This window comes from Novosphingobium sp. FG137 (genome assembly GCF_057809735.1).
On the sequence record NZ_JBMDKN010000001.1, the window covers coordinates 394384 to 417938 of the forward strand.

The window sequence follows — 23555 nt, forward strand, 5'->3', positions numbered from 1 at the left end:
TTTGCGCACAGTCGCGAAAATCGCGCATCGAGGCGCAACGCGCATGCGTATGCGCAGTTGAAACCAGCGCTTCCCGCATGTTCGCATCCATCGCCGAGCTGGATGAACCAGCATGCAAAGGGGAGGCGAATGGCAAATTCCAGCCTGATCGGGAGCGTAGTCGACACACTCGGAGGTGTGCTTTCGCCGCATGGCCCTGCCGTAGAGGCGGCTAAGAGCTACACACCCGGGGATTTCAGCGTGCACTTCTTCCTCCAGCTCGCGATCATCCTGATCGCGTGCCGCCTCGTCGGCTGGCTCGGGCGCAAGGTGCTGGGTCAACCGCAAGTCGTGGGTGAGATGATCGCGGGCGTCGTGCTTGGCCCTTCGCTGCTTGGCCTGTTCTTCCCGGATTTCCAGCTGGCCCTGTTCCCCAAGGAAACGCGCAACGTGCTCTATGCCGGCGCGCAGCTTGGTGTCGGGCTCTACATGTTCATCGTCGGTCTCACCCTGCGGCTCGATCATTTCAGATCGAAAGCTAGAAATGCGGCGGCGGTGTCGGCTGCAGGCATCGTCTTCCCGTTCGTGCTTGCCTTCCTGGCGACGCCATGGCTGCTCACGGTGGATGGCCTGTTTGCACCGGGGATCAGCCAGATCGACGCCACCTTGTTCTTCGGTGCCTGCGTCGCGCTCACAGCCTTCCCCATGCTCGCGCGGATCATCAACGAACGGGGACTGGCCAATTCCTCGCTGGGTACACTCTCGCTGACCGCCGGCGCCTTCGATGATGCGGCCTCCTGGTGCGTGCTTGCGCTCGTGCTTGCAACTTTCGGAGGCGGGCCGGGCGTGGCCGTTCTCGCGATCGGCGGCGCGCTCAGCTACGGCCTCTTCATGCTCACAGTAGGCCGGCGGCTGCTCGAACCGCTTGGCCGAATCGTCGAAGCAGAAGGAGAGATGAGCCAGACCGTCTTCGGCATCACCCTCGCGTTGTTCTGCCTGTCGGCGTTCATCATGGATGCGGTTGGGATTCATGCGATCTTCGGCGGTTTTCTGTTGGGTGCCTGCATGCCGCGCGGGCTGTTCGTCGCTGAGCTTCAACGCAAGGCGGAGCCGCTCGCCGTGGTGCTGCTGCTGCCAATGTTCTTTACGTATTCCGGGCTCAACACGCGGCTTGACATGGTCAATTCTCCCGCGCTGCTGCTGATCGCTCTGGTGATCCTCGTCATCTCCATTCTTGCCAAGTTCGGCGCCTGCTGGGCAGCCGCCCGCCTGTCTGGCGAAGACAACCACACGGCCCTCGGCATTGGTGCGCTTATGAACTCGCGGGGGCTGATGGAACTGATCATCATCAACATCGGGCTACAGAAGGGCATCATCGGGCCGACGCTGTTCTCGATGCTGGTGCTGATGGCGATCGTGACGACCATGATGGCAGGCCCCCTGTTCGAGCGCGTCTACGGCCGGCGCGCCCGCGCTTCGGGAGAACTGGGTGCGTTGTCCGACAAGGTACCTGCTTTTGCGGCTGAAGCTGCGTGAAGCCTGTACCTTGTGGCCGCTCGCGCCGGGCGGCGGCGCTGCTTGCCTGTGGCTTCTGGCCGCTCACGGCGGTGCATGGGCAAGAAGTGACGGTGACGCCGTTGCTCGATCTTCGGCTGCATTACGAACATGTCGATCAGGCCAGCATCGCCGCGCCGGCTGATGCCTTGACGCTGCGCGGCCGGGCGGGTGTTCAGTTGGCCCGCGGCTCCTTTTCGCTATTGGCGGAGGGCGAGGCGACAGGTGTGATCGTTGACCGTTACAACGACGGCTTCAACGGCGCACTTCGTCCTGTGGTCGGCGATGCTGGCAACGCCGAACTCAACCGCCTGCAATTGCGATATGCCGCCAAGGACGTCACTTTCACGTTCGGGCGTCAGCGGCTGGAACTTGCAGACCAGCGCTTTGTTGGTCCCGCGCCATGGCGCCAGAACGAGCAGACGTTTGACGCAGTAAGGCTGCAGTGGACCGTCAGGCCCCGCCTTTCCATTGATGCCACCTATTCCTGGTCGGTTCGGACCGTGAATGGCCGCAAAGGTACGCCAGTCCGCCCGCAGTCGGTCGATGGCAACAACGTGCTTGCCATCTTGAACTATGCAGCCCCGATCGGAACGCTGTCGGGCTTCGCTTATCTGGTCGACCAGGATTCTGCAGCGCTGCAGGGGTTCCGGCTTTCGAGCCAGACGTATGGCCTGAGGCTCAGCGGTTCGCAGCCGCTCGGCCAGGGTTGGAAGCTTGGCTACATCGCCAGTGCTGCACGCCAGAGCGACTATGCGCACAACCCCAACCGCTATGCCGCGACCTATGCGCTCGGGGAATTGAGCTTGTCGCGCAAAGCTATAACCGCCACCGCTGGCTACGAGGTGCTTGGGGCAGATGGCGGGGCGCCTTTGACCAGTGTGCAGACGCCGCTCGCCTCGTTGTTCCGGTTCCAGGGATGGGCATCAAAATTCACGACGACACCGCCGGACGGTCTGCACGATGCTTATGCGACGCTCGCCGGCTCTTGGCAGCACCGCGGATTGATCAGCAAGATCGGTGCGGGGCTTACCTACCACCGCTTCACCAGTGATCGCCTTGCCCGGCGCTATGGGGACGAGATCGACGTGCTTCTCTCGGCCCGGATCAAGGACTGCTCGGTGGCGGCCCGGTTCGCGCGTTACGTGAGCCGGACATTCGCATCCGACACTGACAAAGCGTTTGTAACGGTGGAATGGCATCTTTGACGTCGCGTACAGCTTAGCAGATCTCGTCCGCTGTCGCCGAAACCAGCCGACCAACCTGCGAGCTCGGAACGGCGACTAAGTCCCAAGTCGAGCGGTTGGAGGCTGGAGACTGTGCGCTGCATGCCGGATATTCCGTGGCGCCCAAATCGGCAGCTTTATGGGGCTGGCTTTAGGGACCGATCCGGTTCTTGCTCGTCCTGAACTCGGCTAAGGCCTTGCCTTCCCGCGATGCCCTCTTGGCGTACGAGCGATTATCAAGCTTCGCCTTGTACCGCGGCCCCATCGCGTCGTTGATGATATCGAAGATGCGCTGCTCGAAGTGCCACTCCTCGAGATACCGGGCCTTGCGATCAGGATCGCGGGCCCGGCGGTACTTGTCTGCATAGTAGTTTACCTCTTCCTGCGCCTCCGCGCGGCGGGCCAGTGCCTCGTCGAGGCGCTGCTTCTGTTCATGGGTCTTTGGTCCCAGCACCCGAGCATCCCCTGTGTTGGGATCAAGATGGATGTCGTCAGGGTGGGGGATGGGCTGGGGCTCAGGGAGGCCCGCCTTGCGGCAGCGCTCGATCTCCTCCCGCCACTTGTGCTGGTACTCGAACATTGTCCCAAACAGCTCGAACCGCGACGCGTGATGCTCTGCCTCCATGCGCGCGACCATGTCAGCAAGGGTCTTTTGGACGAAGCGGTTACCCTTCATGGCTGCGACGCCCATCGCCCGGAACACCGCCTGGATCGCTGGTAGTTCTATCACCTGCTCACCTTCGCGAACCATGACTGGGCGATAGGCCTCGAGCCGAAGGTACTCTTCAGCGGCCTTCATACCGAAGCCGGTGTCGATTTGCTTCTTTTGGGGCTTTGTACGCTTGGGCCTGCCAGCGGGATTGCCGGATACTCCTTTCCTGAAGCGGTGCTCTTCGGGCGGCCGGCCATAACCCACCTCGTAGGGGACAAGCGGAGTTCCCTCACTCATCAGGCAGCCTCCGCACCAAGGGCCGGACCCAACCGCAGGTCGGCGAGGTCCTCAAAGGTGTCGCCCGTGACCGCCAGTGTGGCACGCTTGCCAGTGAGTTTCTCCCAGCGCCGCACGATTGTGTCGCAGTAAAGCGGATCGTACTCAATCAGGCGTCCGGCACGGCCCGTCTTCTCTGCCGCAATCAGCGTCGAGCCCGAGCCGCCGAAGCAGTCAAGCACGATCTCGCCGCGGCGGGAGCAGTCGCGGATTGCATCAGCAATGAGCGCAACCGGCTTCACGGTCGGGTGCATCGCCAGCTCTTCAGCCCGATTGGACCCGATCGAGCTGGTACCCGCATAGTCCCACACGTTGGTACGATAGCGGCCTGTCTCCCCAAGACCGAAGCTGTTGGTGTGCTCGGCGGTACCCTGCTTGAATACGAAGATGAGTTCATGCTTCGAGCGGTAGAACGCGCCCATGCCGCCATTGGTCTTGTTCCAGACGACGAGGTTCTTGAGCTCGGTGAATGCAGAGCGTCCGGCTGAGAGCAGCTCGCCCATGTGGCGCCAGTCCATGCAGACAAAGGCAATGGCACCGTCGCGCATGACTGCAGCGGCGTTGCCAAGCGTCTCGGCGAGGAAGCTCGTGAACTGGTTCTCGCTCATCTCGCCCGAGGCGAAGGCGAACTCGCGGTGCCGCACAGACCCGAGGCCGCAAACGTTGCCATCGATTTTCACGTTGTAGGGCGGGTCTGTAAACACGAGGTCCGCGCGATCGGTGCCCATCAGCGCGGCAAAGTCGACGTCCGAGCGCGCATCACCGCAAAGGAGCTTGTGCCGGCCAAGTTGCCAGAGATCTCCAAGTCGTGAGATGGCCGGTCCTGCCGCAGCAACAACCCCATCCGCTTCGTCCGCTACCCCGTCTGGGTCCGCTTCGCTCGCCGAATCGAGGACGATATCGATCTCGGCAAGGCTAAAGCCGGTAAGCTCCACATCGAAGTCAAAGTCGACCAATGCCTGGAGCTCGATTGCAAGGATATCGCGGTCCCAGCCAGCATTGAGCGCCAGTTTGTTGTCGGCGATTACGTAGGCCCGGCGCTCGGCCTCCGAGAGGTGTGAGAGGGCGATGGTCGGCACCGCTTTCCACCCCAGCAGCTTAGCGGCGCTAACTCTGCCGTGGCCCGCGATAATCTCACCTTCGTCCGAGATCAGCACCGGGTTGTTGAACCCGAAGCGCTCGATCGAGGCCGCGATCTGGCGAATCTGTTTTTTGGAGTGAGTGCGGGCGTTGCCCGCATAGGCCTTCAGCGACGAGATATGGCGTTCTACAACCTGGGGAGCGGACATGGCGACCTCTTTCTTGACGATGTCGTACGCATGGATTGAACGCTTGCAAATGTCAATCCCGGGCGTATGCATGTGCATAACCCGATTGAACGGCACCGCTTCCCATGTCCTTCGCCCGCAAGCTCCACGACCTCAGAATCGCCCAGAAACGCTCACTGCAGGACGTCGCGGATGCTGTTGGCGTGTCGAAGGCGCATGTCTGGAACCTTGAGAAGGGCAGCACCGCCAACCCGTCGATGGAACTGGTGGTCAAGCTCGCCGAGTATTTCAGGGTGCGAGTCGCTGATCTCGTTGGCGAGGGGCCTGACAGCAGTGAGGAATCTCCCGAGATGATCGCGATGTTTCGCGATCTCAAGCAGCTCGGCGAGCGGGACCGCGAGACGATCCGGCTGCTAATGGAGTCAATGAAGAAAAGCCGGGGCTCGAGCGATTGAGCCTGAGCAGGATCGATCTCGACGGGATTGGTTCACCGTTGGCACTGGCGGAGAAGATCCACGAGCTGCTTCCAGACCTCGCTCCTGATTTTGACCTCGACGCGCTGTGCGCCGCGTTCGACATCCACTCAATCAATCGTGTTGAGACATCTGCGTACGAGGCGGCAATCGTTATGGACGGGCTTAAGGCGCAAGGAGCGATCCTGCTTGCCAAGGGCCGCCGGCGTGAGCGTGAGCGGTTCTCCATCGCGCATGAGTTGGGGCACTTCCTGATCGAGACCCACCGCCCGGTACCCGGACAGCCACTCTCCTGCGCGCTGCATGATCTCAGCCACACGGATACAAAGGCAGCCGATCGGCACAAGCGCATTGAGGCCGAAGCCAATCGGTTTGCTGCGGCACTGCTGATGCCAGCAGCAAAGGTCCGCAAAGCGATGACCGCACGCGAGCCCAGCCTAGATGAGATTGTCAGTCTGGCCCGCAACTTCGCTGTCAGCAAGGAAGCGATGGCGCGTGTCTATGTCATGGCCTCGCGGGCTGATATCGCCGTCCTCATCCTCCAGCACGGCCGGATCCTGCGTGTGTATCGGTCCGCAGAGTTTCCGTGGATCGAAGTGCCTATTGGCCGACCCGTCCCACAGGCTTCGCTTGCTGCTGAGAACAATCATCAGCCGGGCACACTGACCGAGATCGAGGAATGTGAGCCAGAGACTTGGCTGTCTCCTCGCACCTGTTTGGACGTCGAAGTCATGACCGAGCAGGTTCTCGGTCAGGCCAGCGGTTTTGCGATGGTGCTTCTGCGCGTCGAGCGAGCAGACGCTTAACACGCGTTCAATGCGGCTCCGTCTTCACGGCAGCGTTCACTGTTCCAGCACTGGCGATTCCCAGTTATGCTGGCTGGATTTCCCTGATCTGAAGGACTGAATTCCCTGTTCCGCGCACCGCCAGTTTGCCGCGCGAATGGCGGATTTCTGCGGGTTGCGAACCCCTCAGAGGGGGTGCCGGTTGCCTAAAAATTGATGATTTCCCTGATAATCCTTCGAAAACAGGGAATATCAGCGGGAGAGCGGCTCGCTACGGACTGCGTCGCGCACCAATCACCCTTCAGAACATGTCGAAGTCACCCCTTTTGGGGCCCACGCATTCAGCGTTCACGATCCGGCTGCAAGAAACAGCGCGAGGGCGGAAGCCTGCGCGGCCGCACCGACTTGCCCAGATCCGCCGCTCCACAGTCCGTCCAAGGGCTGGCTGCCCCCGGCGCTCAACGCCCACACAGCGTCGCTGTTGCGGGCAAGCCAGGCGCGCAGTTCCGCGCGCTCAGGGCCATCGGGCATGGCCTCGGCAAGGCGGCCGAGGTGGAAGACAAAGACGCCTTTGAACATCGGCCCGTCCGCGCCCAGCGCGTCGGATGGCTCGGTCAGCAGGCCATGCGGGGTGACCAGCGTGCGCGTTGCGGCCAGCGCGGTTCGCAAGGCGGCCTCGCGGAACTGCGGATCGCTGGTGATGGCGGTGAGGTCGTTCAACCCGCCGAGCAGCACGCCCTGATTGTAGGTATAACGCGGCGCACCATTGTTGCGGCATTGCGAATCGAGCCCGTCGTTCACCAGCGCATCGGGGCCGATCATGCCAGAGGCGGCAAACCACGCCCATGTGCGCAGCGCCCAATCGCGATAGGTCTCCTGCCCCGTGGCGAGATAGAGCCGCGTCGAGGCAAAGAGCAGCAGTTCGTTGGTGATCGCGTTCTTGTAGCTGTGCTTCGGGTCCCACCACAGCCCGCCGCCACAGTGATCGTCCCAGTGATCGGTCACGATGCGGCTGTAGTTTGCCGCCGCCCAGGCCAGCAGTTCGGGATCGTGGTCGATCTGCCAGGCATCCACGCTGGCTATCACCGCCCAAAGGTCATCGTCGTTGAGATAGCGCCCGGCACGGTTGCGCACGGCAGCGGCGATCTTGCCTCTCCAGCGCGGATCGCCGGTGCGGCGCTGATAGTCCATCAGCACATCCGTCATCGGAAAGCGCTGCCAGTTCTCGCTGGCCTGCCACCCGTTTGGCGTGCCCCATGTGCGTTCCAGCGTGTCGGCCGCAGCGGCAGCGCGCGCCTGCCACGCGGGGGTTTCGGCACGCGCCGAAACCGCGCCTGGCAGGATCAGCAGGGCTGCCACCAGCCGCGCAATTCGCACCCTTCGCATCGGACGTTCAGGCCGCATCCCGGCGGCGCAGCAGCAGCGAACCTGCAACCAGCACCGCCATCAGCCCCGCGAAGATCGCCGCCAGTTCGCGGTTGCTCCACGCCATGGTCACGAGCGCGAGGCTGGCCATGCCGAGCGCAAAGGCCGGGGCGAACGGATAGAGCGGGGCGCGGAACGGGCGCAGAAGGTCCGGTTCGCTGCGCCGCAGCCGAAACAGCGCGGCCATCGAAACGATGTACATGAGCAGCGCGCCGAACGCGGAAAGCGTTACCACGCTCGCTGTAAGCGATTGGCCCGCGATGCTCACGAAAGCATCGCTGTAGATCGCGGCGATGCCCACCAAGCCGCCCGCCAGCGTCGCCACATGCGGCGTCTTGAAGCGAGGATGCAACCGCGCGAACACTGCCGGAAGATAGCCAGCCCGCCCCAGCGCGAAGATCTGGCGCGCATAGCCCATGATGATCCCGTGGAACGAGGCGACGAGGCCGAACAACCCCAGCCACACCAGCATGTGCAGCCACCCGCTGGAGGCACCGACCGCACGCTTCATCGCCTGCGGCAGCGGATCGTTGAGGCTCGACAGCTCCGTCCAGCTGCCCGATCCGCCCGCAAACAGCATGACTCCGAAGGCCAGCACCGTCAGCGTGAGAATGCCCGAGATATAGGCCATCGGGATCGTCCGGCGCGGCTCCTTGGCTTCTTCCGCCGCCATGGCGACGCCTTCGATGGCGAGGAAGAACCAGATCGCGAAAGGCAGCGCGGCAAAGATCCCGCCGACCGCCGCCATGCTGAAATGATCCTGCCCGGCCCAGCCTCCGGCGAGGAAGTTGGACCAGCGGAAGGCGGGCAGCACCACGCCCATGAACACGAGGAGCTCGCCCACCGCCAGCAGCGTCACCACCACTTCAAAGCTCGCCGCGATCTGCACACCCAAGATATTGAGCGCCATGAACACGGCATAGGCGCCGAGCGCGGCGTGCTTGGGCTCCAGCCCCGGGAACTGCACGTGAAGATAGGCGCCGATGGCGAGCGAGATCGCAGGCGGCGCGAACAGGAACTCGATCAGCGTGGCAAACCCCGCCACCGCGCCCCCAACCGGCCCGAACGCGCGCAGGCCATAGGCGAACGGCCCGCCTGCATGCGGGATCGCGGTCGTCAGCTCGGTAAACGAGAAGATGAAGGCGATGTACATCGCCGCCACCGCCATGGTGGTCACAAGGAAGCCCAGCGTTCCCGCGCTGGCCCAGCCATAGCTCCAGCCGAAGTATTCGCCCGAAATGACGAGGCCCACGGCAATCGCCCAGAGCTGGAACGGGCCCAGTGTGCGTTGAAGCTGCTGCGAGCCTCCGGTCGGCGTGGTCATGCGGGGCCTTGTCCTTCGAAGGCAAGCGTCGGGGTCTGGTCGTCCTTTAGCGCAACACCTGAAAGCTCGCGCCGCAGCGCCTCGCGCAGTAGCCAGCCGAGCGTGCGGGCGGCCTCATGCGGAGATAGGCCGCCCGCACCATGGATGTTGGAAATGCAATTGCGCTCGGCGTCAGTGCGGCCTGTTTGCGGCGCGTACGTCATGTAGATGCCAAGGCTGTCGTGGACACTGAGGCCGGGGCGTTCGCCGATGATCATCACGCAGACCCGGGCGCCGAGTGCCTCGCCGATCGGATCGCCCAGTGCCACCCGCGCCGCCTGCGCAATCACCACCGGGCCGATCCTGAGGTTGTCCAGCCCGGCCAAGCAGGCCCGCACCAGCTGGGCGGCACCCGCTTGCACCCCCGTCGCGGAGAGCCCGTCACCAATCACGAAAGCCACATCGCAGTCCCCGCCGGCATCGGCCAGCACTGCTGCGGAGCGCGCCGATAGCCGGCGGCCGAGGTCCGGACGGCGCAGATAGGTCGCCCGGTCCGGTGCATCGCTTTCGACCTCCAGCACAGGCAGCGGGGCCAATGCGGCTGTCAGCGCGGCTGGATCGAGCGCGGCGTGAACGGCATCACGCGCGCGAGCGTGGGCTAGCTGGAAGTCCAGCACTTCGCCCAGCGGCAAGGCATGTCCCACACGCCCCAGCGCGATCCGCGCAGGTGTCGTCCGCCGCAGCCGCGCCCAAAGCTCGCCCGGCACCACTTCACTCAAGAGAGGTTCTCCGCCAGTTGGCGCACGAACGGCGAAGCGCCGTCCGCCAGCGCCCGTAGCGTGCCATCGGGCGCGGCAATCCCCACGTCCGCCAGCCAGGCCTCGAATTCCGGCGCGGGGCGCAGGCCCATCACGCTGCGCAAGTAGAGCGCATCGTGGTTGGACAGGCTCTGGTAGGAAAGCATCACATCGTCGCTGCCCGGTACACAGATCAGGAAGCTGCAACCCGCCACGGTAAGCAAGGTCATCAGGCTGTCCATGTCGTCCTGATCGGCTTCGGCATGGTTGGTGTAGCAGACGTCGCAGCCCATCGGCAGGCCGAGCAGCTTGCCGCAGAAGTGATCCTCCAGCCCCGCGCGGATGATCTGCTTGCCGTCGTAGAGGTACTCTGGCCCGATGAAGCCGACGACAGTGTTCACCAGCAGCGGATCGAACGCGCGCGCCACGGCATAGGCGCGCGCCTCCATCGTCTGCTGATCCACGCCGTGGTGGGCATTGGCGGAAAGTGCCGAGCCTTGGCCCGTCTCGAAATACATCACGTTGCTGCCGACTGTGCCGCGCCCCAGCGCCTGCGCCGCCGCATGCGCCTCGCGCAGCACGGCAAGGTCGATGCCGAAGCCTGCATTGGCCGACTCGCTCCCTGCGACCGACTGGAACACCAGATCGACGGGCGCGCCGCGCTCGATGATCGCCAGTGCATTGGTCACGTGGGTGAGCACGCAAGTCTGGGTCGGGATCGCATAGGCCCCTCGCAATTCATCGAGCATGCGGATGAGCGTGGTGGCGGCAGGCACGCTGTCGGTCGCGGGGTTCACCCCGATCACCGCATCGCCCACCCCGTGCAGCAGGCCGTCGAGCACGGCAGCGGCGATCCCGCGCGGATCGTCCGCCGGGTGGTTGGGCTGGAGGCGCGTGGAAAGCCGGCCGGGAAGGCCGATGGTGGAGCGGAATGCCGTCACCACGCGGATCTTCTTCGCCACCGCGATCAGATCCTGGCTGCGCATCAGTTTGGAAACCGCCGCAGCCATTTCCGGCGTCAACCCCCGGGCGATAGCCGCCAGCGCTGCCTCGTCTGCCGCCTCGCTCAATAGCCAGTCGCGAAATCCGCCGACGGTGAGGTGTGCAATCGGCGCGAAGGCCGCGGCATCGTGGCTGTCGATGATCAGCCGCGTCACCTCGTCGCTCTCGTAGGGGACGATTGCTTCATTCAGGAACGTGGCCAGCGGCAGATCGGCCAGAACCCACCGTGCCGCCACTCGCCGAGTGGCGCTGGAGGCGGCAATGCCCGCGAGTTCGTCGCCGGATCGCGCCGGGCTCGCGGCGGCCAGCACGGCTTTCAGGTCCGCGAAGCTGTGCCGTTCGCCGCCAAGATCACAGGTAAACGGCAAGATCGCATGCCCTCCATGCCAGAGCGGGATGGTAAGCCGCGATCTTGCTGCATTGCAACGGGAGTTTGGGGGCAGCTTGGGGCAACTTACTCCGGGATACGCCAGCGGATCACGCCGGAATAGCGTCCCGCCACCAGATCGCCGTGCTCATCGCGCGCAGGCGTGAAGCTGGCGCGCTCGCTGACTTTCGCGCAGGTCGCCGCGTCGAGATCGGCCGAGCCGCTCGAGCGGGTGATCCGGCAATCGCGCACGCGCCCGTCAGGCCCGATGGTCAGTTCGAAGGCGGAAGCACCCTGCTGGCCCCGCCGCAGCGCGCTGGTCGGGTAGTCCGCGTCCGAAACCCATTTGCCCGGCGCGCCGAGCGGCTTGGCCAGCCGCGGGGTGAAGCTGGGGCTGGGCGTTGGCGGGGGCAGCGGCGGCAGGATCCCACCGCCCAGTTCGGATCCGATCGGCGGGAGCGGGCCGGGATCGATATGGAAGCCCGGATCACCCGTCGGCGGGATCTGCGGGATCGGGTCCGGCCTCGGTGTGGTATCGCGGGGATGCGGTGCGGGCTTCACATCGGGCTCGGGCCTCGGCGCCGGCGGTGGCGGCATGTAGTTCCACGTCTGCAGCGTCTTGCGTTTGAACTCCTGGATCATCCCGCCGGCAAAGCCGGTGAGGAGCGCCAACGCCATCACGCCGTGCACGGCGCCAACGGCACCCAGCGCGACGATCCTTCGCCGGTTGATGCCCTGCTCGTTGTGAGGGGTAAGGTAGGCCATCGCATGCTCTCCTCGGCTGTGCCGGACAGCCCGGGTTGCGGGGCGAGAGCAACGGGAACGAAACGAACAATCCCGATGCAAGCAACACGGGCCGTACGACGTTATTATGGTATAACATTACCACGGCCCGCGCGGCCTTGCGAGAAGAATCTCAACCGGATTGGTGGAGTTTTAAGTTGCCCGGTGCAACTGATCGGACCCGGCTAGCCGCCGTTGACGTAGTCCCACACCTTGGAGATCACGACCGAGCCTTCGCCCACGGCAGAAGCCACGCGCTTGACCGAGCCCGAGCGGACATCGCCCACCGCGAAGATACCCGGGTGCGAGGTTGCGTAGGGCGAAGTGGCGCCGACTGCCGGCCCCGTCTTCACGAAGCCCTTGTCGTCAAGCTCGACCAGGCCCGAAAGCCACTCGGTGTTGGGCGCTGCACCCACCATGATGAACAGCGCGCGTGTCGGGATATCTTGCGTCTCGCCGGTCTTGGCATCGCGCAAGGTCACCCCTTCGAGATGCGCGTCGCCATGCAGCGCGATGACTTCGGCATTGTAGGCGATCTGGATGCCGGGATCGGCCTCCAGCCGTTCCGAAAGATAGCTCGACATCGACAGCGCCAGCGAGGGCCCGCGCACCACGACATGCGCGCAGCGGGCGGAGCGGCTGAGGTACATCGCCGCCTGCCCGGCGGAATTGCCCCCGCCAATGATCACTGCCTGCGTGCCCTTGCAATAGCGCGCCTCGATCTCGGTCGCGGCGTAATAGATGCCCGCCCCTTCGAATTCGGCGAGGCGCGGGATCGGCAGGCGGCGATATTGCACGCCCGTCGCCACGACCACAGCCTTGCCACGCACGCGCTGGTCATTGTCAAACGTGGCGCAGAACATGCCGTCGTCCAGCTCCTCCAGCGCGGTCACCCGGCGCGGCAGGGCAAAGCGTGTGCCGAACTTCATCGCCTGCACTTCGCCGCGCCACACAAGGTCGCCGCCGGAAATGCCGGTCGGAAAGCCCATGTAATTCTCGATCCGGCTGGAGGTGCCTGCCTGCCCGCCGATAGCGAGATCCTCGATCACCAGCGCGCAAAGCCCTTCCGCCCCGGCATAGACCCCGGCTGCCACACCTGCCGGCCCGCCGCCGACGATCAGCACGTCGAACGCCTCATCATGTTGCAGCTCGCGGTTGATGCCTAGGAGGTGCGCGATCTTGTCCGGCGTCGGATCGGTCACCACCGTATCGCGTCCGAAGATCACCGCCGGGACCGAACCCTTGATCGAGCAGGCCTGCGCAGCGGCCAGCGCTTCCTCGCTGCCAAGTTTGAGCGAGCCATAGGGTATGCGGTTACGGCTGGCGAACTGGGCAACGCGGCGGACCGCCGGATCCTGCTCCTCGCCGATCAGCTGCAGCGAACTGTCGCGCTCATCAAGCTGGCGGCGGCGGCGCGCGGCGAACACCGTGATCACGATGTCGGACATTTCCGGGATCTGCGCCATCAGCTCGAGCATTACCTCGCGCGGCACTTCGATCACCCGCGTGTCCTGCGCCGCGCGCATCGCCAGCGAAACGGTGCCGCCGCTGAGGAACGCGATCTCGCCCATGAACTGCGTGGGGCCGAGCGAAGAAGGCCGGTGGCGTTCCTCGGTGAGGGGATTGACGACTTCGATCTCCCCTTCTTCAACATAGGTGAACGTGTCCGCCGGATCGCCGGGGCGGGCGATCATGGTGCCGGCGGGGTAGAGTTTCGGCGTGCCTGCCGCGCGCAGGGCCTCGACATGGCTGGGGTGCAGCGGGGTGCGCTGCATGGTGCGAAGATCGGCGCCAATCGATTCCATATGTGGTCGGGTCCTGCTGTCGCCGGGGGGCGATGGGCGCGCGGAGTCGCGCGGGGTCAGCATACCGTAACGCCCTCCGCCATCCTACAGCCGGATGACTCAGGATGGCGGGATCAAGCGAGTGGCGGGAACGAGGCTACCACGTTGACGGCAACGACCGACACTGAGACTGCGACGGATACCAGGCGGGATCTGAACGACATGGCGGTTGGTCCTTTCTGCGGGAGGGATGGCGGGCGCCTGCTGGAGTGGGAGCTGCAGACGCCCGCCCCCGGCGTCAGGCGGCGATGCGCGCGGTGACGACCGGGAAGTCGATCACGGTCTGGAAGGCCGAGTTGACGTAGTTGGTCCAGGTGTTGAGTGCGACATGCTGGACGATTTCGAGCGCCTGGGCATCGCTGTAGCCGGCGGCGCGCAGCGCCTCGACTTCGGCGGCGCTGACATGGCCGCGGGTCTTCACCAGCTGCACGGCGAAGCGCACGGCGGCATCAGCCTTGGGATCGTTCGAGGCGCCGTTGCGGTTCGCGGTGATTTCCGCGTCATCGAGCTTCGAGAGGTTCTTGCCGAGATAGGTGTGGGCCGAAAGGCAGTAGTCGCAGCCGTTGATCTCGGCGACGGCGAGGGCGATGCGCTCGCGGGTGGCGGCGGGCACCTTGCCCTTGGCCAGTGCGCCGTTCATCGCGAGATAGCCTTCGAGCGCGGCCGGGCTAGTGGAAACGAGGCGGTGGAGATTGGGCACGGTGCCGATCGCCTTGTTCACGGCTTCGAGCAGCGGCTGCGAAGCTTCGGGGGCATCGGCGATGGTGGCGGGGGTGGGGATACGCGACATTTCGGGGGAGACCTTTCCTTGAGAGCTGGCCGGTATCGGCCGGTGACCTCCAAGTAGGGCCTTCCGCCGGGTGGCAGTATCCGCTACCTTGGCAACTCTACCTTCCAAAAAGCGGAATGTCTGATGGACCGGTTCGAGGCCATGCGCACCCTGCTCGCTGCGGTCGACGGCGGCAGCCTCTCAGCCGCCTCGCGCGCGCTGAACACGCCGCTGCCTACGGTGAGCCGCCGGGTGTCCGATCTCGAAGCGCACCTCGGAGCGCAGCTCCTCGTGCGGACGAGCCGCAAGCTGATCCTGACCGAAGCGGGCGAGACCTACGTTGCGGCCACGCGCCGCGTGCTCGATGATCTCGCCGATGCCGAGCGCGCGGCCAGCGGTGAGTACCGTGCGCCGCGCGGCGAGCTCATGGTCACCGCGCCGATCATGTTTGGCAAGCTCCACGTGGCCCCCATCGTCCATACGTTCCTTGCCGCCTATCCCGATGTCACCGTGCGCCTCGTCCTTTCGGATTCGACGATCGATCTGGTCGAGGCGCATGTCGATGTTGCGGTCCGCGTGGGCCAGTTGCCGGACAGCGATCTCGTCGCGCGCAAGCTGGGCGATATCCGCTGGGTCGTCTGCGCCAGTCCCGGCTATCTCGCCCGGCGCGGCGCAATCACGCAGCCGGACGACCTCGCGCGGCACGATTGCATTGCGTTCGAGGGCCTGCATTCCACCCGCAGCTGGCGGATCGGAGCCGGTGTGAACGCCCGCAGTGTGGAGATCACGCCGCGCTTTTCCGTCAACACCGCCGATGCGATCATCGATGCTGCTGCTGCAGGGGTGGGCGTGGCGCGGATCATGTCCTATCAGGCCTCAGCCGCCGCCGCCGATGGCAGGCTTGTGCCGCTGTTCGGCGATCTCGGCTGCGAGCCGGTGCCCGTCCACCTCGTCCACCGCCGCCAGCGCAGCCAGCCGCTGAAGCTGCGCGCCTTCCTCGATTTCGTCGCGCCGCGCTTGCAGCAGGTGCTGGGCGAAGTCGCGGGTTGCTTCGAATAGCTCAGCCGACTGCGGCGATCATGCCTTCGGCGAGCCAGCGGCCGAGCAGCGTCCCGGCCGTGGTCACCGCTGCTTCGTCGCCCAGCGTATCGGCAAGGCGCGCGCAGACCGCCGCAAAACCTACCCCTGCGGCAGACCACGCCAGCACATCGCATTCGTGCGCTTCGGCGCGGCGGAACACTGGCTCGAGGCCCTGCCGCCAGACCAGCAAGGCCGTGCCGCGCTCGGCCATCTCGGCGGGCGGGGGCGGCTCTGCGGTTGCGAGCGCTTGCCAGATCGCATCGGCATTGGTGGTGATCGGCAGCACGAGCAGCGAAGGCACGGCATGGATCGCCGCGGTTTCCCAATCGGCCACGGCCAGCGCTTCGGGCCGGAGTGCGTCTGCATCGGACCCGACGAAGACCTGGCCCACGGTCCAGTCGATCAGCGCGATTTCCGCGACTTCGGGATCATCGGGCCAGAGCGTGGCGACAAAGTCGGTGAAATCCTCCCCATAGGCATCAAGCGTCCAGCTCGAAGGCGGGCGCGCATCGATATAGCGTGCCGCTGCTGCTTCGAAGCCTTCCTCACCCAGCCACAGCACAAGGCGCTGGAACGTCTCGGCAAGGCTGGAGACCAGCGCGGTGCGGTAGTTGTTCTGATAAACCGCCGTGCCCGGCCCGCCGCCGAGCGCGGCAGCTGAACTGTCCTCGCCTGTCACCAGCCAGTCGCGGAAGTTGCGTTGGAGGGCGAGCAGGCTCATGCCGCGATCCTTTCATCGGCGGCAATGCTGCGCGCAATATCGAGCTCGGCGCAAAGCGCCTCGAGCTCGGGTATGTTGTCATCGCGCTCGATCATCGTCGGCACCGGCCCGGCGAGCGCAGTCGCGGCGCGATAGAGCGCCCAGACTTCGTCCGGCACCGGCTGGTCGTGTGTGTCGATCAGCAGATGCTCGCCCTGCACATGGCCGGCGAGGTGGATCTGGCCGACCGCATCCATCGGAATGCCGGCAAGGTAATCGGACGCCGCAAACCCGTGGTTCACCGCGCTGACGTAGATGTTGTTGACATCGAGCAGCAGGCCGCAGCCGGTGCGCCGGGTCATTTCGGCGAGGAATTCCCACTCCGTCATCGCGCCGGGAAAGGCGATGTAGCTCGAAGGGTTTTCCAGCAGCATGCGGCGGCCGAGTGCTTCCTGCGCACGGTCGATATTGCGGCAGACCACTTCGAGCGCTTCCTCGGTATAGGGCAGCGGCAGCAGGTCGTGCGAATTGAACTGGTCGATCCGGGTCCAGCACAAATGGTCCGAAACCACTGCAGGCTCCATCAGATCGACAAGGCGGCGAAGCTCCCGAAGATAATCGTCCCTGAGGCCGTCCGCCGAGCCGATCGACATCGAGACACCGTGGAGGGCCAGCGGATAGTTGCGGCGTGCCTTCATCAGCGTATCGAGCGGCTTGCCGCCCGCGATCATGAAGTTTTCCGAGATCACCTCGATGAAATCGACCGGCGCGGTGCCGTCGATATACGACCGGTAGTGCGGGCGGCGCATGCCAAGGCCAAATCCGGCCAGCGTGTCAGACATTGCGCGCCTCGGTCATCTCAGGTCTCGGTAAAGAGGGGTTGTCTCGCGAAAGAAGGCCGGGGCTCCATCGGGCGCCGGGGAGGGGGTGGCGCCGCAGGGCAGTTGGGACAAGGAGCCCCGGTCAAGTCATCACAGTGTCAGCCGGGAGGGTGCCGGCAGCACACTGGTGGAGCCTTACTTGGGCTCGGTCAGGCTGCCGCCCTGGGCCGCGCAGGCCTTCTTGGTCAGCGCCTTGAAGCCCTGGCCCTTGCATTCGTTCTGGCCCTTGCAGCTGTGCGCGCCGGCGGCGCAATCCGAAGTGCCCTTGCAGGTGTTCACGCCGTAGCAGTGCACGACCTCGGCGGACTTCGCCTTGGCAATCGCGGGGGCAGGGAGCGCTGCCATGGCGGCGGCGATCAGGGCAGCGTTGGCAGCAATGGCAAAGCCGGTCTTCAGGCCGGAATTGAAGGTGGTCATGGGTCGTCTCCGAATATTGCGCCGGGTTGGCATCGGTCTATTCGGCTTTGGACTCAGTGCGGTTACAGGCCGGGTGGAATTTTCTGCGGCGGGCGCAGTCCATGCTTACGCCCGGTTGCGCATCAACCACTCCCGAAACACCGTCAGCCCTTCCGCCATATTGCTGCGGCCAAAGCCGATGCGGAAATGGTCTTGTGGCACGGGGCCAAGCTCGGAGTGATAGATGCTGGAGGGCAGCAGCAGCACGCCGGTTTCCTCGACCAGCCGCTCGGTAAAGCGCTCCACCCCGTCCGCGCCCTTGTAGCGGATGAAGGCCACGCAGCTGCCATCGGGCCTGCGCCAATCGAACAGACCGGGGAAATCGGCGAAGAAGCTGTCGAGCAGATCGAGGTTGCCGTGCGCAAGATCGCGGTTGCGCCCGACGATCACCTCGCGCGCCTTCAGCGCGATTTCTGCGAGGAGCTCCGAAGGCGCCGAATTGCAGATCGAGAGATAGTGCTTGTAGCGCTCGCAGCCTTGCAGAAACGCGCGGTCCTGGCAGGCCAGCCAGCCGATGCGCAGACCCGGCAGGCCATAGCTTTTCGACATCACGTTGAGCGAGATGCCCCGCTCGTAGACATCGGCCGCTTGCGGAATGCGCGCATCGCTGCGGTGCTCGATCAGGCGGTACACCTCGTCGCTGAACAGCCAGAGCCCGCGTTCCCGGCACAGCTCGACCAGCGCGGAAAACGTCTCCTGCGAAGGGATTGCCCCGGTGGGATTGTTGGGAAAGTTGATCGAGATGAGCTTGGTGTTCGGCCGCAGCGCCGCGCGCACGGCATCCAGATCAAGCGCCCAGCCCGCGTCTTCATCCAGCGCGACCCCCGTCACCGCGCAGATCGAGAGCGGGATCGTCTCGGCGGCCTGATAGTTGGGCGTGATGACGATGCAGTGGTCCTCGGGCCGAAGCAGCACTTTCATCGCGACATAGATGCCCTCTTCGGCGCCTGCAAAGCACAGCAGCTGGTCTTCGCGGATCGTATCGTAGGTCTTCGCGATCTCGTGCAGTAGCGGTTCCGCGCCGAAGGTCTTGGTATAGCCCAGGTGCAGGTTGTCGAACCGCTCGCGATCTGCAGGCGTTGCATGCGCGAGAAGCTGCGAAAGGGTCATGCTCTGCGCGTCGGACGCGGTGAGGTGATACTTCGCGGCGAATTCCCACTTCGAGAAGTACACCTCCAGCGCAAAATTCCGCACGAGCCGATTGTCCTTTCACCACGGTGACTTGTTTGGCCACCCTCTAGGATTTGTGGCTCACGAGGTCCACCCGCGCGGAAAAAATGCTGCGCCGTGTAACCGCCGTTCGGCACCCGGCGAACTGGTCAATGTGGCCGGCGCGAAGACTTCCGGACACGAGGCAAGGGCGCGGCAAACGAAGCGCCCGGCCTTCCCTGTTCCCCCATTCTCACCCCCGTGGTGCAACCGTTCACGAAGGAACCTGTCATGAAGATTGCTGCAACCGCTTTCGCTGCCTCGATCGCTCTCGGCCTTGCTGCCGGTGCCGCCCACGCTGCCGATGCCAAGCCCGCGATGGAAAAGTGCTACGGCGTTGCCAAGGCTGGCAAGAATGAATGCGCCGCCGGTCCGGGCACCAGCTGCGCCGGCACCTCGAAGGTCGACTACCAGGGCAACGCCTGGATGCTGGTCAAGGCCGGCACCTGCACCTCGATCAAGACGCCCAAGGGCAACGGTTCGCTGACCGCGAAAGCACACTGATCCCGGCCGGGTGTTCCGGCAGGCCGGAACACCCGGGTGGAGCCTTCGAGGTATCCCCGCATGACCGCTCTCGTTTCCGTCTACAACCGGCTGGCCGAGCTGGCCGGGCGACTGCTGCCCGAAACCGTGCTGCTGCTGGTGGCGCGGCTCGGCATCGCGGCGGTGTTCTTCCAGTCGGGCCGGACCAAGGTGGAAGGTTTGCTGACGATCACCGACAGCACCTACTACCTGTTCGAAACCGATTACAAACTGCCGTTCGTGCCTCCGCATCTGGCCGCCCACATGGCGACTTATTGCGAACACCTGTTCCCGATCCTGCTCGTCCTGGGCCTCGGCACGCGCTTTGCCGCGCTGGGCCTGCTCGGCATGACCACGGTGATCGAGGTTTTCGTCTATCCCGATGCCTGGCCGACGCACCTGAGCTGGGCGGCCATACTCCTGCCGCTCATCGCCAAGGGCGGTGGAGCCCTCTCGCTCGACCGTCTGCTGCGCCGGGGCTGAACCCGCGCCGCCTGCTCCGCGCAGCGACCGGCCCGCGTGACTGCGGGCCGGTCTTGCGAGGTGGTCTTGCGGGGTCGGGGCAAAGATGCAACGTGGCCGGGAACCGGTAGCCAGCGCATCTGGCGATCCTGATCCCGGCCGTTTTCCCTTCGGGCGCGGCGGTGCAGTGAAGGAAGTCTGATGGCCCTCGATCCGGACGACCCGTCCATCGCACAGACGATCGAGGCGCTGGTCGGCGATCTGCGACCGGTCGTGCCGCTGCGTCTGTGGCGCGGCATGGCCGCCGGGCTGGGGTTGACGGCGCTCGCTATCGGCGGGGTTTGGCTCACCTTCGGATTGCGTCCCGATGTCATTGCCCTGCATCCTGCGCCGATCGTGATCGCGCGCGGGGCTGTCTTGCTGGCGGGCAGCCTTGCCCTGCTCGTGGCCGCGCTGCGTGCCGCGCTTCCGGGCCGCGCCGATCAGGGTGCCACTGCCCTTGGAACGCTGATCCTCGGCATCCTGCCGGTGGGCCTCATGGGGCTGCTGCTGGATGGCATCGTCGCTGGCCGGCGGCCCAGCTTTGCCGAACTCACCCCCTCCGGCACCTTGCGCTGCTGCGGTATCGCGCTGGCGACTTCGCTGCTTGTCGGCACCGGCCTCGTGCTGTGGATGCGCCGTGCGGCACCTACCGATCTGGCGCGCGCCGGTTGGCTGACCGGATGGGCTGCGGCAGGGCTCGGCACCTTTGCCTATAGCCTGTTCTGTCCCTCGCAGACGATGGCCTTCGTCACGACCGCCTATCCTGCGGCGATGCTGTTGACGGCAACCGTCATCCGCTTCGTCACGCCGCGTTTGCTGCGCTGGTAGGGTTCAGATTTCGCGCAGCGCGGCCAGCACGTCAGCCGGTTCGGCGCGTTCGCGGAAATCGACATCGGCATAGGCGAACCGCACGCGGCCGGCCTGATCGAGTGCGAAGGTGGCCGGCACCGGGAGGAACCCGCTCGGCGAACCATAGAGCTCATGCATGTCGAGCCCTGCATCCCGGTAGAAATCGAGCAGCGGATCACCAGCAAAGAACGCGAGGCCGAGCGACAGCGCAACGCCGTGGTCGATATCGCACAGCACGTCCGCCACTTCCGCATGGGGAGAGGCTTCGAGCACGGCGCCAAGCGCGCGCGCGCCGCCGCCGGTCTCGCCGGTGATCTCGACAAAACGGACGCCGGCCTCCGCCAGCTCGGGCAGCATGCCGGCCCATGCCGAAACCTCGTGTACGCAATAGGGGCACCAGCGGCCACGGCTGAAGTTAACGATGACCGGACCCTGATCGAGCAGGTCGCCCAGTCGCCGATAGCCGCCGTGCGCGGTCGGCAACGAGAAATCGGGAAACATCTCCCCCACCTTGGGCGCGGCTGCCCCCACGCCCGCACCGCGCAGCGCAATCACGATCTCGTCGAAAAACGGGCCGAGGTCCGGATTGCGGCGCCGGATCTGCGCCAGCTGGGGTGCCAGCGGCGCGGGGGAAGTGGTGGGGCGGTCCATCATGATCTCATAGGCGTGATTGCCGGGCAGGGGAAACGCACCGCGGTGCATCGAGTCCATGCGCGGCCCCTATGGCGCCCCCGCTGCCGCATTGCCGTTTGCCAGCGCCCAATCCTGCGCGCGTGCAACCCGCAGAAATGCCTCTGCAGCGACCGAGCGGCGGCGCCCGGCGACGGAGGCGAGCACGAACCGCGTCTCCACCGATCCGAACGGCAGCCCGGTTGCCGCCAGCGGCGGCGCGGCAATGCTGCGCGGTGTCCAGCCGCAACCGAGCCCGGCCTGCACCATCTGCCGCAATTGCGCGGCGCCTTGCGCCTGATGCCGCACTTCGATCGCCGCGCCGACCTGCGTGGCGATCCGCGCTAAAGCGGCGCAGCCATCACCGGCGAGATCGATCCAGGCTTCCTCCTCGAGCATGGCGGCCGAGGCAGGAGGGGCGGCGGCAAAAGGATGATCGCCGCGGGTGACGATGCACCATTCATCCGCGAACAACGGCCAGCAATCCAGCCGCTCGGGGGCTTCATCGGGCATCTCGACGATGATCAGGTCGAGCGAGCCGGCCATGGCCAACTCGATCAGCTCGCGCGAGGAGCCGCCCGCCAGCGCCAGTTCCAGACCGGAAAGGCTCTTGCCCAGTTCTGCCAGCACGCGTTCCAGCATGGCATGCTCGACCGTCCGCGCGACGCCCAGCGCCAGCGGCGCGATCTCCGCCCGGCCCATGCCGCGTGCCATCTGCTTGGCGGTCTGCGCGGCCTCGAAGCTGCGTTCGAGATGCGGCAACATGGCCTTGCCCAGCTCGGTCAGGTGGGTGCGCGCCCGTTCACGGCGAAACAGCGGGGCGCCGAATTCGTCTTCCAGCTTCTGGATCGCCTTGGTCAGCGAGGGCTGCGAGACGTTGCACTCGATGGCTGCGCGCGTGAAATTCAGCAGGCGTGCTGCGGCCAGGAAGTACCGGACCTGATGCATTTCCATGGCTGTGCTGCCCTGTGCCTGCAACCGCCGGACATTCCCGGACCAGCCGGCACCGCAAGGGCGCCACCGGAGTCGCGGACGACAGCGGGTTGACCCGGCGACAATGAGCGCCATCCGGCCTTGCCGCAAGCGGCGCATGCCACATATGATTTATCCATAAACTGCATTGAACTGCGGTGAAATGGACTGGAATGGTGCTTTACCAGCATCAGCCGATGGTGCAGGACAGCGGCGTGAACGATCTCACCGGCTGGATGCGCACTTTCATCACCGTTGCGGATGCGGCCAGCTTCAGCCGCGCCGCCGCGCGTCTCGAATTGCCGCAGTCGACTGTCTCGCGCCAGGTGGGTGCTCTGGAGCGTCATCTCGGCGCCGCGCTGCTGAAGCGCACCACCCGTTCCATTGCGCTGACAAGCGAAGGGCAGGCTTACTACGAGGCGGCTTTGCGCGCGCTGGCGGCGATCGACGAGGCCGAGGCGGCGGTCGGGCTGCATGGCGCGCTTGGCGGCCAAGTGCGATTGACCGCGCCGCTCACGCTCGCGCAGTCGCGCGTCATCGCCATGCTGGCGCAATTCCAGCGCATCCAGCCGCGTATCGAGATCGATCTCAGGGTGTCCGATCACGCGCTCAATCTCGTGTCAGACAATCTCGATTTCGCCATCCGTGTCGGCGCAATCGGCGATAGTCGCTCGATCGCGCGCCGCATCGGTGTGTGCCGCCGTGTCATGGTCGCATCTCCCGCCTATCTCGATGAATATGGCGTGCCGCATCAGCCGTCCGATCTTTCGGCGCACAATTGCCTCAGCTACTCGCTGCTCGCGACGGGCAACAAATGGGTGCTCGGCAAGGACATGCAGATCGAAGTGAGCGGGACTTTCCGCGCCGACAGCCCGGATGCGCTGCGTGCGGCGGCGCTGGCGAGCATTGGCGTTGCCGTCAATGCGCGCTGGCTGTTCGAGGAAGACCTTGCCAGCGGCCGGCTGATCGAAGTGCTGCCCGATCATTCCCCGGCGGACATGCCGATCCACCTCGTCATGCCGGCGGGGCGCTATGTCGCCGCGCGCGTGCGGGCGGTTGCCGATCATCTCATCGCCGCATTCGCCGCCGATCCCCTGCTGCGCTCGGCCTGAGCGCTGTAACGATCGACCGGCCCCAGGCGAAACGCTCT

The 23555-nt window shown here is 65.2% G+C and carries 24 protein-coding genes; 9 read left to right on the forward strand and 15 right to left on the reverse strand.

The genetic code is table 11. From position 1 onward, the window contains the following. Positions 1 to 129: 129 nt before the first annotated feature. Together ACODS2_RS01730 and ACODS2_RS01735 are read left to right on the forward strand one after the other, a co-directional pair. On the forward strand, positions 130 to 1515 hold the full coding sequence (locus ACODS2_RS01730; RefSeq protein ID WP_488997306.1) for a cation:proton antiporter: 1386 nt from the start codon (positions 130 to 132) through the stop codon (positions 1513 to 1515). Continuing rightward, positions 1512 to 2741 carry an alginate export family protein gene (locus tag ACODS2_RS01735; RefSeq protein WP_488997307.1) on the forward strand — a complete coding sequence of 410 codons (1230 nt, stop codon included), beginning with the start codon at positions 1512 to 1514 and terminating at the stop codon, positions 2739 to 2741. Before ACODS2_RS01730 ends, ACODS2_RS01735 begins: the two co-directional genes overlap by 4 nt. Positions 2742 to 2910: 169 nt before the next feature. Here the strand turns inward: ACODS2_RS01735 and ACODS2_RS01740 are convergent, their stop codons facing one another. Both ACODS2_RS01740 and ACODS2_RS01745 read right to left on the reverse strand, forming a co-directional pair. After that, the gene (locus tag ACODS2_RS01740) at positions 2911 to 3708 is read right to left on the reverse strand and encodes a DUF5681 domain-containing protein (RefSeq protein ID WP_488997308.1); all 798 of its coding nucleotides are present in this window, start codon (positions 3706 to 3708) and stop codon (positions 2911 to 2913) included. Further along, complete coding sequence (locus tag ACODS2_RS01745) at positions 3708 to 5108, reverse strand: site-specific DNA-methyltransferase (protein ID WP_488997309.1); 1401 nt, start codon at positions 5106 to 5108, stop codon at positions 3708 to 3710. The genes ACODS2_RS01740 and ACODS2_RS01745 overlap by 1 nt, the downstream gene beginning before the upstream one ends. A 32-nt stretch (positions 5109 to 5140) precedes the next feature. Here ACODS2_RS01745 and ACODS2_RS01750 point away from each other — a divergent pair, with 32 nt between their 5' ends. Both ACODS2_RS01750 and ACODS2_RS01755 read left to right on the forward strand, forming a co-directional pair. Beyond that, positions 5141 to 5470: a helix-turn-helix domain-containing protein gene (locus ACODS2_RS01750; RefSeq protein ID WP_072384407.1), complete on the forward strand. Its 330-nt coding sequence runs from the start codon at positions 5141 to 5143 to the stop codon at positions 5468 to 5470. After that, complete coding sequence (locus ACODS2_RS01755; RefSeq protein ID WP_488997310.1) at positions 5467 to 6294, forward strand: ImmA/IrrE family metallo-endopeptidase; 828 nt, start codon at positions 5467 to 5469, stop codon at positions 6292 to 6294. The genes ACODS2_RS01750 and ACODS2_RS01755 overlap by 4 nt, the downstream gene beginning before the upstream one ends. 327 nt (positions 6295 to 6621) lie before the next feature. Here the strand turns inward: ACODS2_RS01755 and ACODS2_RS01760 are convergent, their stop codons facing one another. The 7 genes from ACODS2_RS01760 to ACODS2_RS01790 form a co-directional block, all read right to left on the reverse strand. Then, positions 6622 to 7632: a glycoside hydrolase family 76 protein gene (locus ACODS2_RS01760; RefSeq protein WP_488997311.1), complete on the reverse strand. Its 1011-nt coding sequence runs from the start codon at positions 7630 to 7632 to the stop codon at positions 6622 to 6624. A 34-nt stretch (positions 7633 to 7666) separates the two neighbouring features. After that, positions 7667 to 9022 (reverse strand): ethanolamine permease, encoded by a 1356-nt coding sequence (eat, locus tag ACODS2_RS01765; protein WP_488997312.1) that lies wholly within the window; start codon positions 9020 to 9022, stop codon positions 7667 to 7669. Beyond that, entirely contained in the window at positions 9019 to 9771 is a 753-nt protein-coding gene (gene eutC / locus ACODS2_RS01770) for an ethanolamine ammonia-lyase subunit EutC (RefSeq protein WP_488997897.1), read from the reverse strand. Before eutC ends, eat begins: the two co-directional genes overlap by 4 nt. A 5-nt stretch (positions 9772 to 9776) precedes the next feature. Continuing rightward, positions 9777 to 11168, reverse strand: coding sequence for an ethanolamine ammonia-lyase subunit EutB (locus ACODS2_RS01775; RefSeq protein ID WP_488997313.1), 1392 nt, complete (start codon positions 11166 to 11168; stop codon positions 9777 to 9779). An 86-nt stretch (positions 11169 to 11254) separates the two neighbouring features. Then, a complete protein-coding gene (locus ACODS2_RS01780; protein WP_488997314.1) occupies positions 11255 to 11932 on the reverse strand; it encodes an energy transducer TonB in 678 nt (225 codons plus the stop codon). 203 nt (positions 11933 to 12135) lie between these two features. Then, positions 12136 to 13755: an FAD-dependent oxidoreductase gene (locus tag ACODS2_RS01785; protein ID WP_488997315.1), complete on the reverse strand. Its 1620-nt coding sequence runs from the start codon at positions 13753 to 13755 to the stop codon at positions 12136 to 12138. Positions 13756 to 14032: 277 nt separating this feature from the next. Next, entirely contained in the window at positions 14033 to 14584 is a 552-nt protein-coding gene (locus ACODS2_RS01790; RefSeq protein ID WP_488997316.1) for a carboxymuconolactone decarboxylase family protein, read from the reverse strand. Positions 14585 to 14707: 123 nt separating this feature from the next. On the opposite strand from ACODS2_RS01790, the gene ACODS2_RS01795 reads away from it, so the two are divergent. Next, entirely contained in the window at positions 14708 to 15622 is a 915-nt protein-coding gene (locus ACODS2_RS01795) for a LysR family transcriptional regulator (protein WP_488997317.1), read from the forward strand. 1 nt (position 15623) lies between these two features. Here the strand turns inward: ACODS2_RS01795 and ACODS2_RS01800 are convergent, their stop codons facing one another. From ACODS2_RS01800 to ACODS2_RS01815, 4 genes are all read right to left on the reverse strand, one after another. Continuing rightward, on the reverse strand, positions 15624 to 16364 hold the full coding sequence (locus tag ACODS2_RS01800) for an HvfC/BufC family peptide modification chaperone (RefSeq protein WP_488997318.1): 741 nt from the start codon (positions 16362 to 16364) through the stop codon (positions 15624 to 15626). After that, on the reverse strand, positions 16361 to 17185 hold the full coding sequence (gene bufB / locus ACODS2_RS01805) for an MNIO family bufferin maturase (RefSeq protein WP_488997319.1): 825 nt from the start codon (positions 17183 to 17185) through the stop codon (positions 16361 to 16363). The genes ACODS2_RS01800 and bufB overlap by 4 nt, the downstream gene beginning before the upstream one ends. Before the next feature lie 174 nt (positions 17186 to 17359). Continuing rightward, the gene (gene bufA2, locus ACODS2_RS01810) at positions 17360 to 17641 is read right to left on the reverse strand and encodes a BufA2 family periplasmic bufferin-type metallophore (RefSeq protein WP_488997320.1); all 282 of its coding nucleotides are present in this window, start codon (positions 17639 to 17641) and stop codon (positions 17360 to 17362) included. 105 nt (positions 17642 to 17746) lie between these two features. Then, entirely contained in the window at positions 17747 to 18874 is a 1128-nt protein-coding gene (locus ACODS2_RS01815; protein WP_488997321.1) for an aminotransferase class I/II-fold pyridoxal phosphate-dependent enzyme, read from the reverse strand. Positions 18875 to 19120: 246 nt separating this feature from the next. Here ACODS2_RS01815 and ACODS2_RS01820 point away from each other — a divergent pair, with 246 nt between their 5' ends. From ACODS2_RS01820 to ACODS2_RS01830, 3 genes are all read left to right on the forward strand, one after another. After that, positions 19121 to 19393 (forward strand): BufA1 family periplasmic bufferin-type metallophore, encoded by a 273-nt coding sequence (locus tag ACODS2_RS01820; protein ID WP_298166189.1) that lies wholly within the window; start codon positions 19121 to 19123, stop codon positions 19391 to 19393. A gap of 60 nt (positions 19394 to 19453) precedes the next feature. Beyond that, positions 19454 to 19894, forward strand: coding sequence for a DoxX family protein (locus ACODS2_RS01825; RefSeq protein WP_488997322.1), 441 nt, complete (start codon positions 19454 to 19456; stop codon positions 19892 to 19894). Positions 19895 to 20074: 180 nt separating this feature from the next. Continuing rightward, complete coding sequence (locus ACODS2_RS01830; protein WP_488997323.1) at positions 20075 to 20743, forward strand: NrsF family protein; 669 nt, start codon at positions 20075 to 20077, stop codon at positions 20741 to 20743. A gap of 3 nt (positions 20744 to 20746) precedes the next feature. Here the strand turns inward: ACODS2_RS01830 and ACODS2_RS01835 are convergent, their stop codons facing one another. Both ACODS2_RS01835 and ACODS2_RS01840 read right to left on the reverse strand, forming a co-directional pair. Beyond that, positions 20747 to 21475 carry a peroxiredoxin-like family protein gene (locus ACODS2_RS01835; protein ID WP_488997324.1) on the reverse strand — a complete coding sequence of 243 codons (729 nt, stop codon included), beginning with the start codon at positions 21473 to 21475 and terminating at the stop codon, positions 20747 to 20749. Positions 21476 to 21484: 9 nt separating this feature from the next. After that, the gene (locus ACODS2_RS01840) at positions 21485 to 22387 is read right to left on the reverse strand and encodes a LysR family transcriptional regulator (protein WP_488997325.1); all 903 of its coding nucleotides are present in this window, start codon (positions 22385 to 22387) and stop codon (positions 21485 to 21487) included. 191 nt (positions 22388 to 22578) lie between these two features. Here ACODS2_RS01840 and ACODS2_RS01845 point away from each other — a divergent pair, with 191 nt between their 5' ends. Beyond that, a complete protein-coding gene (locus ACODS2_RS01845; RefSeq protein WP_488997326.1) occupies positions 22579 to 23517 on the forward strand; it encodes a LysR family transcriptional regulator in 939 nt (312 codons plus the stop codon). Positions 23518 to 23555: the final 38 nt, after the last annotated feature.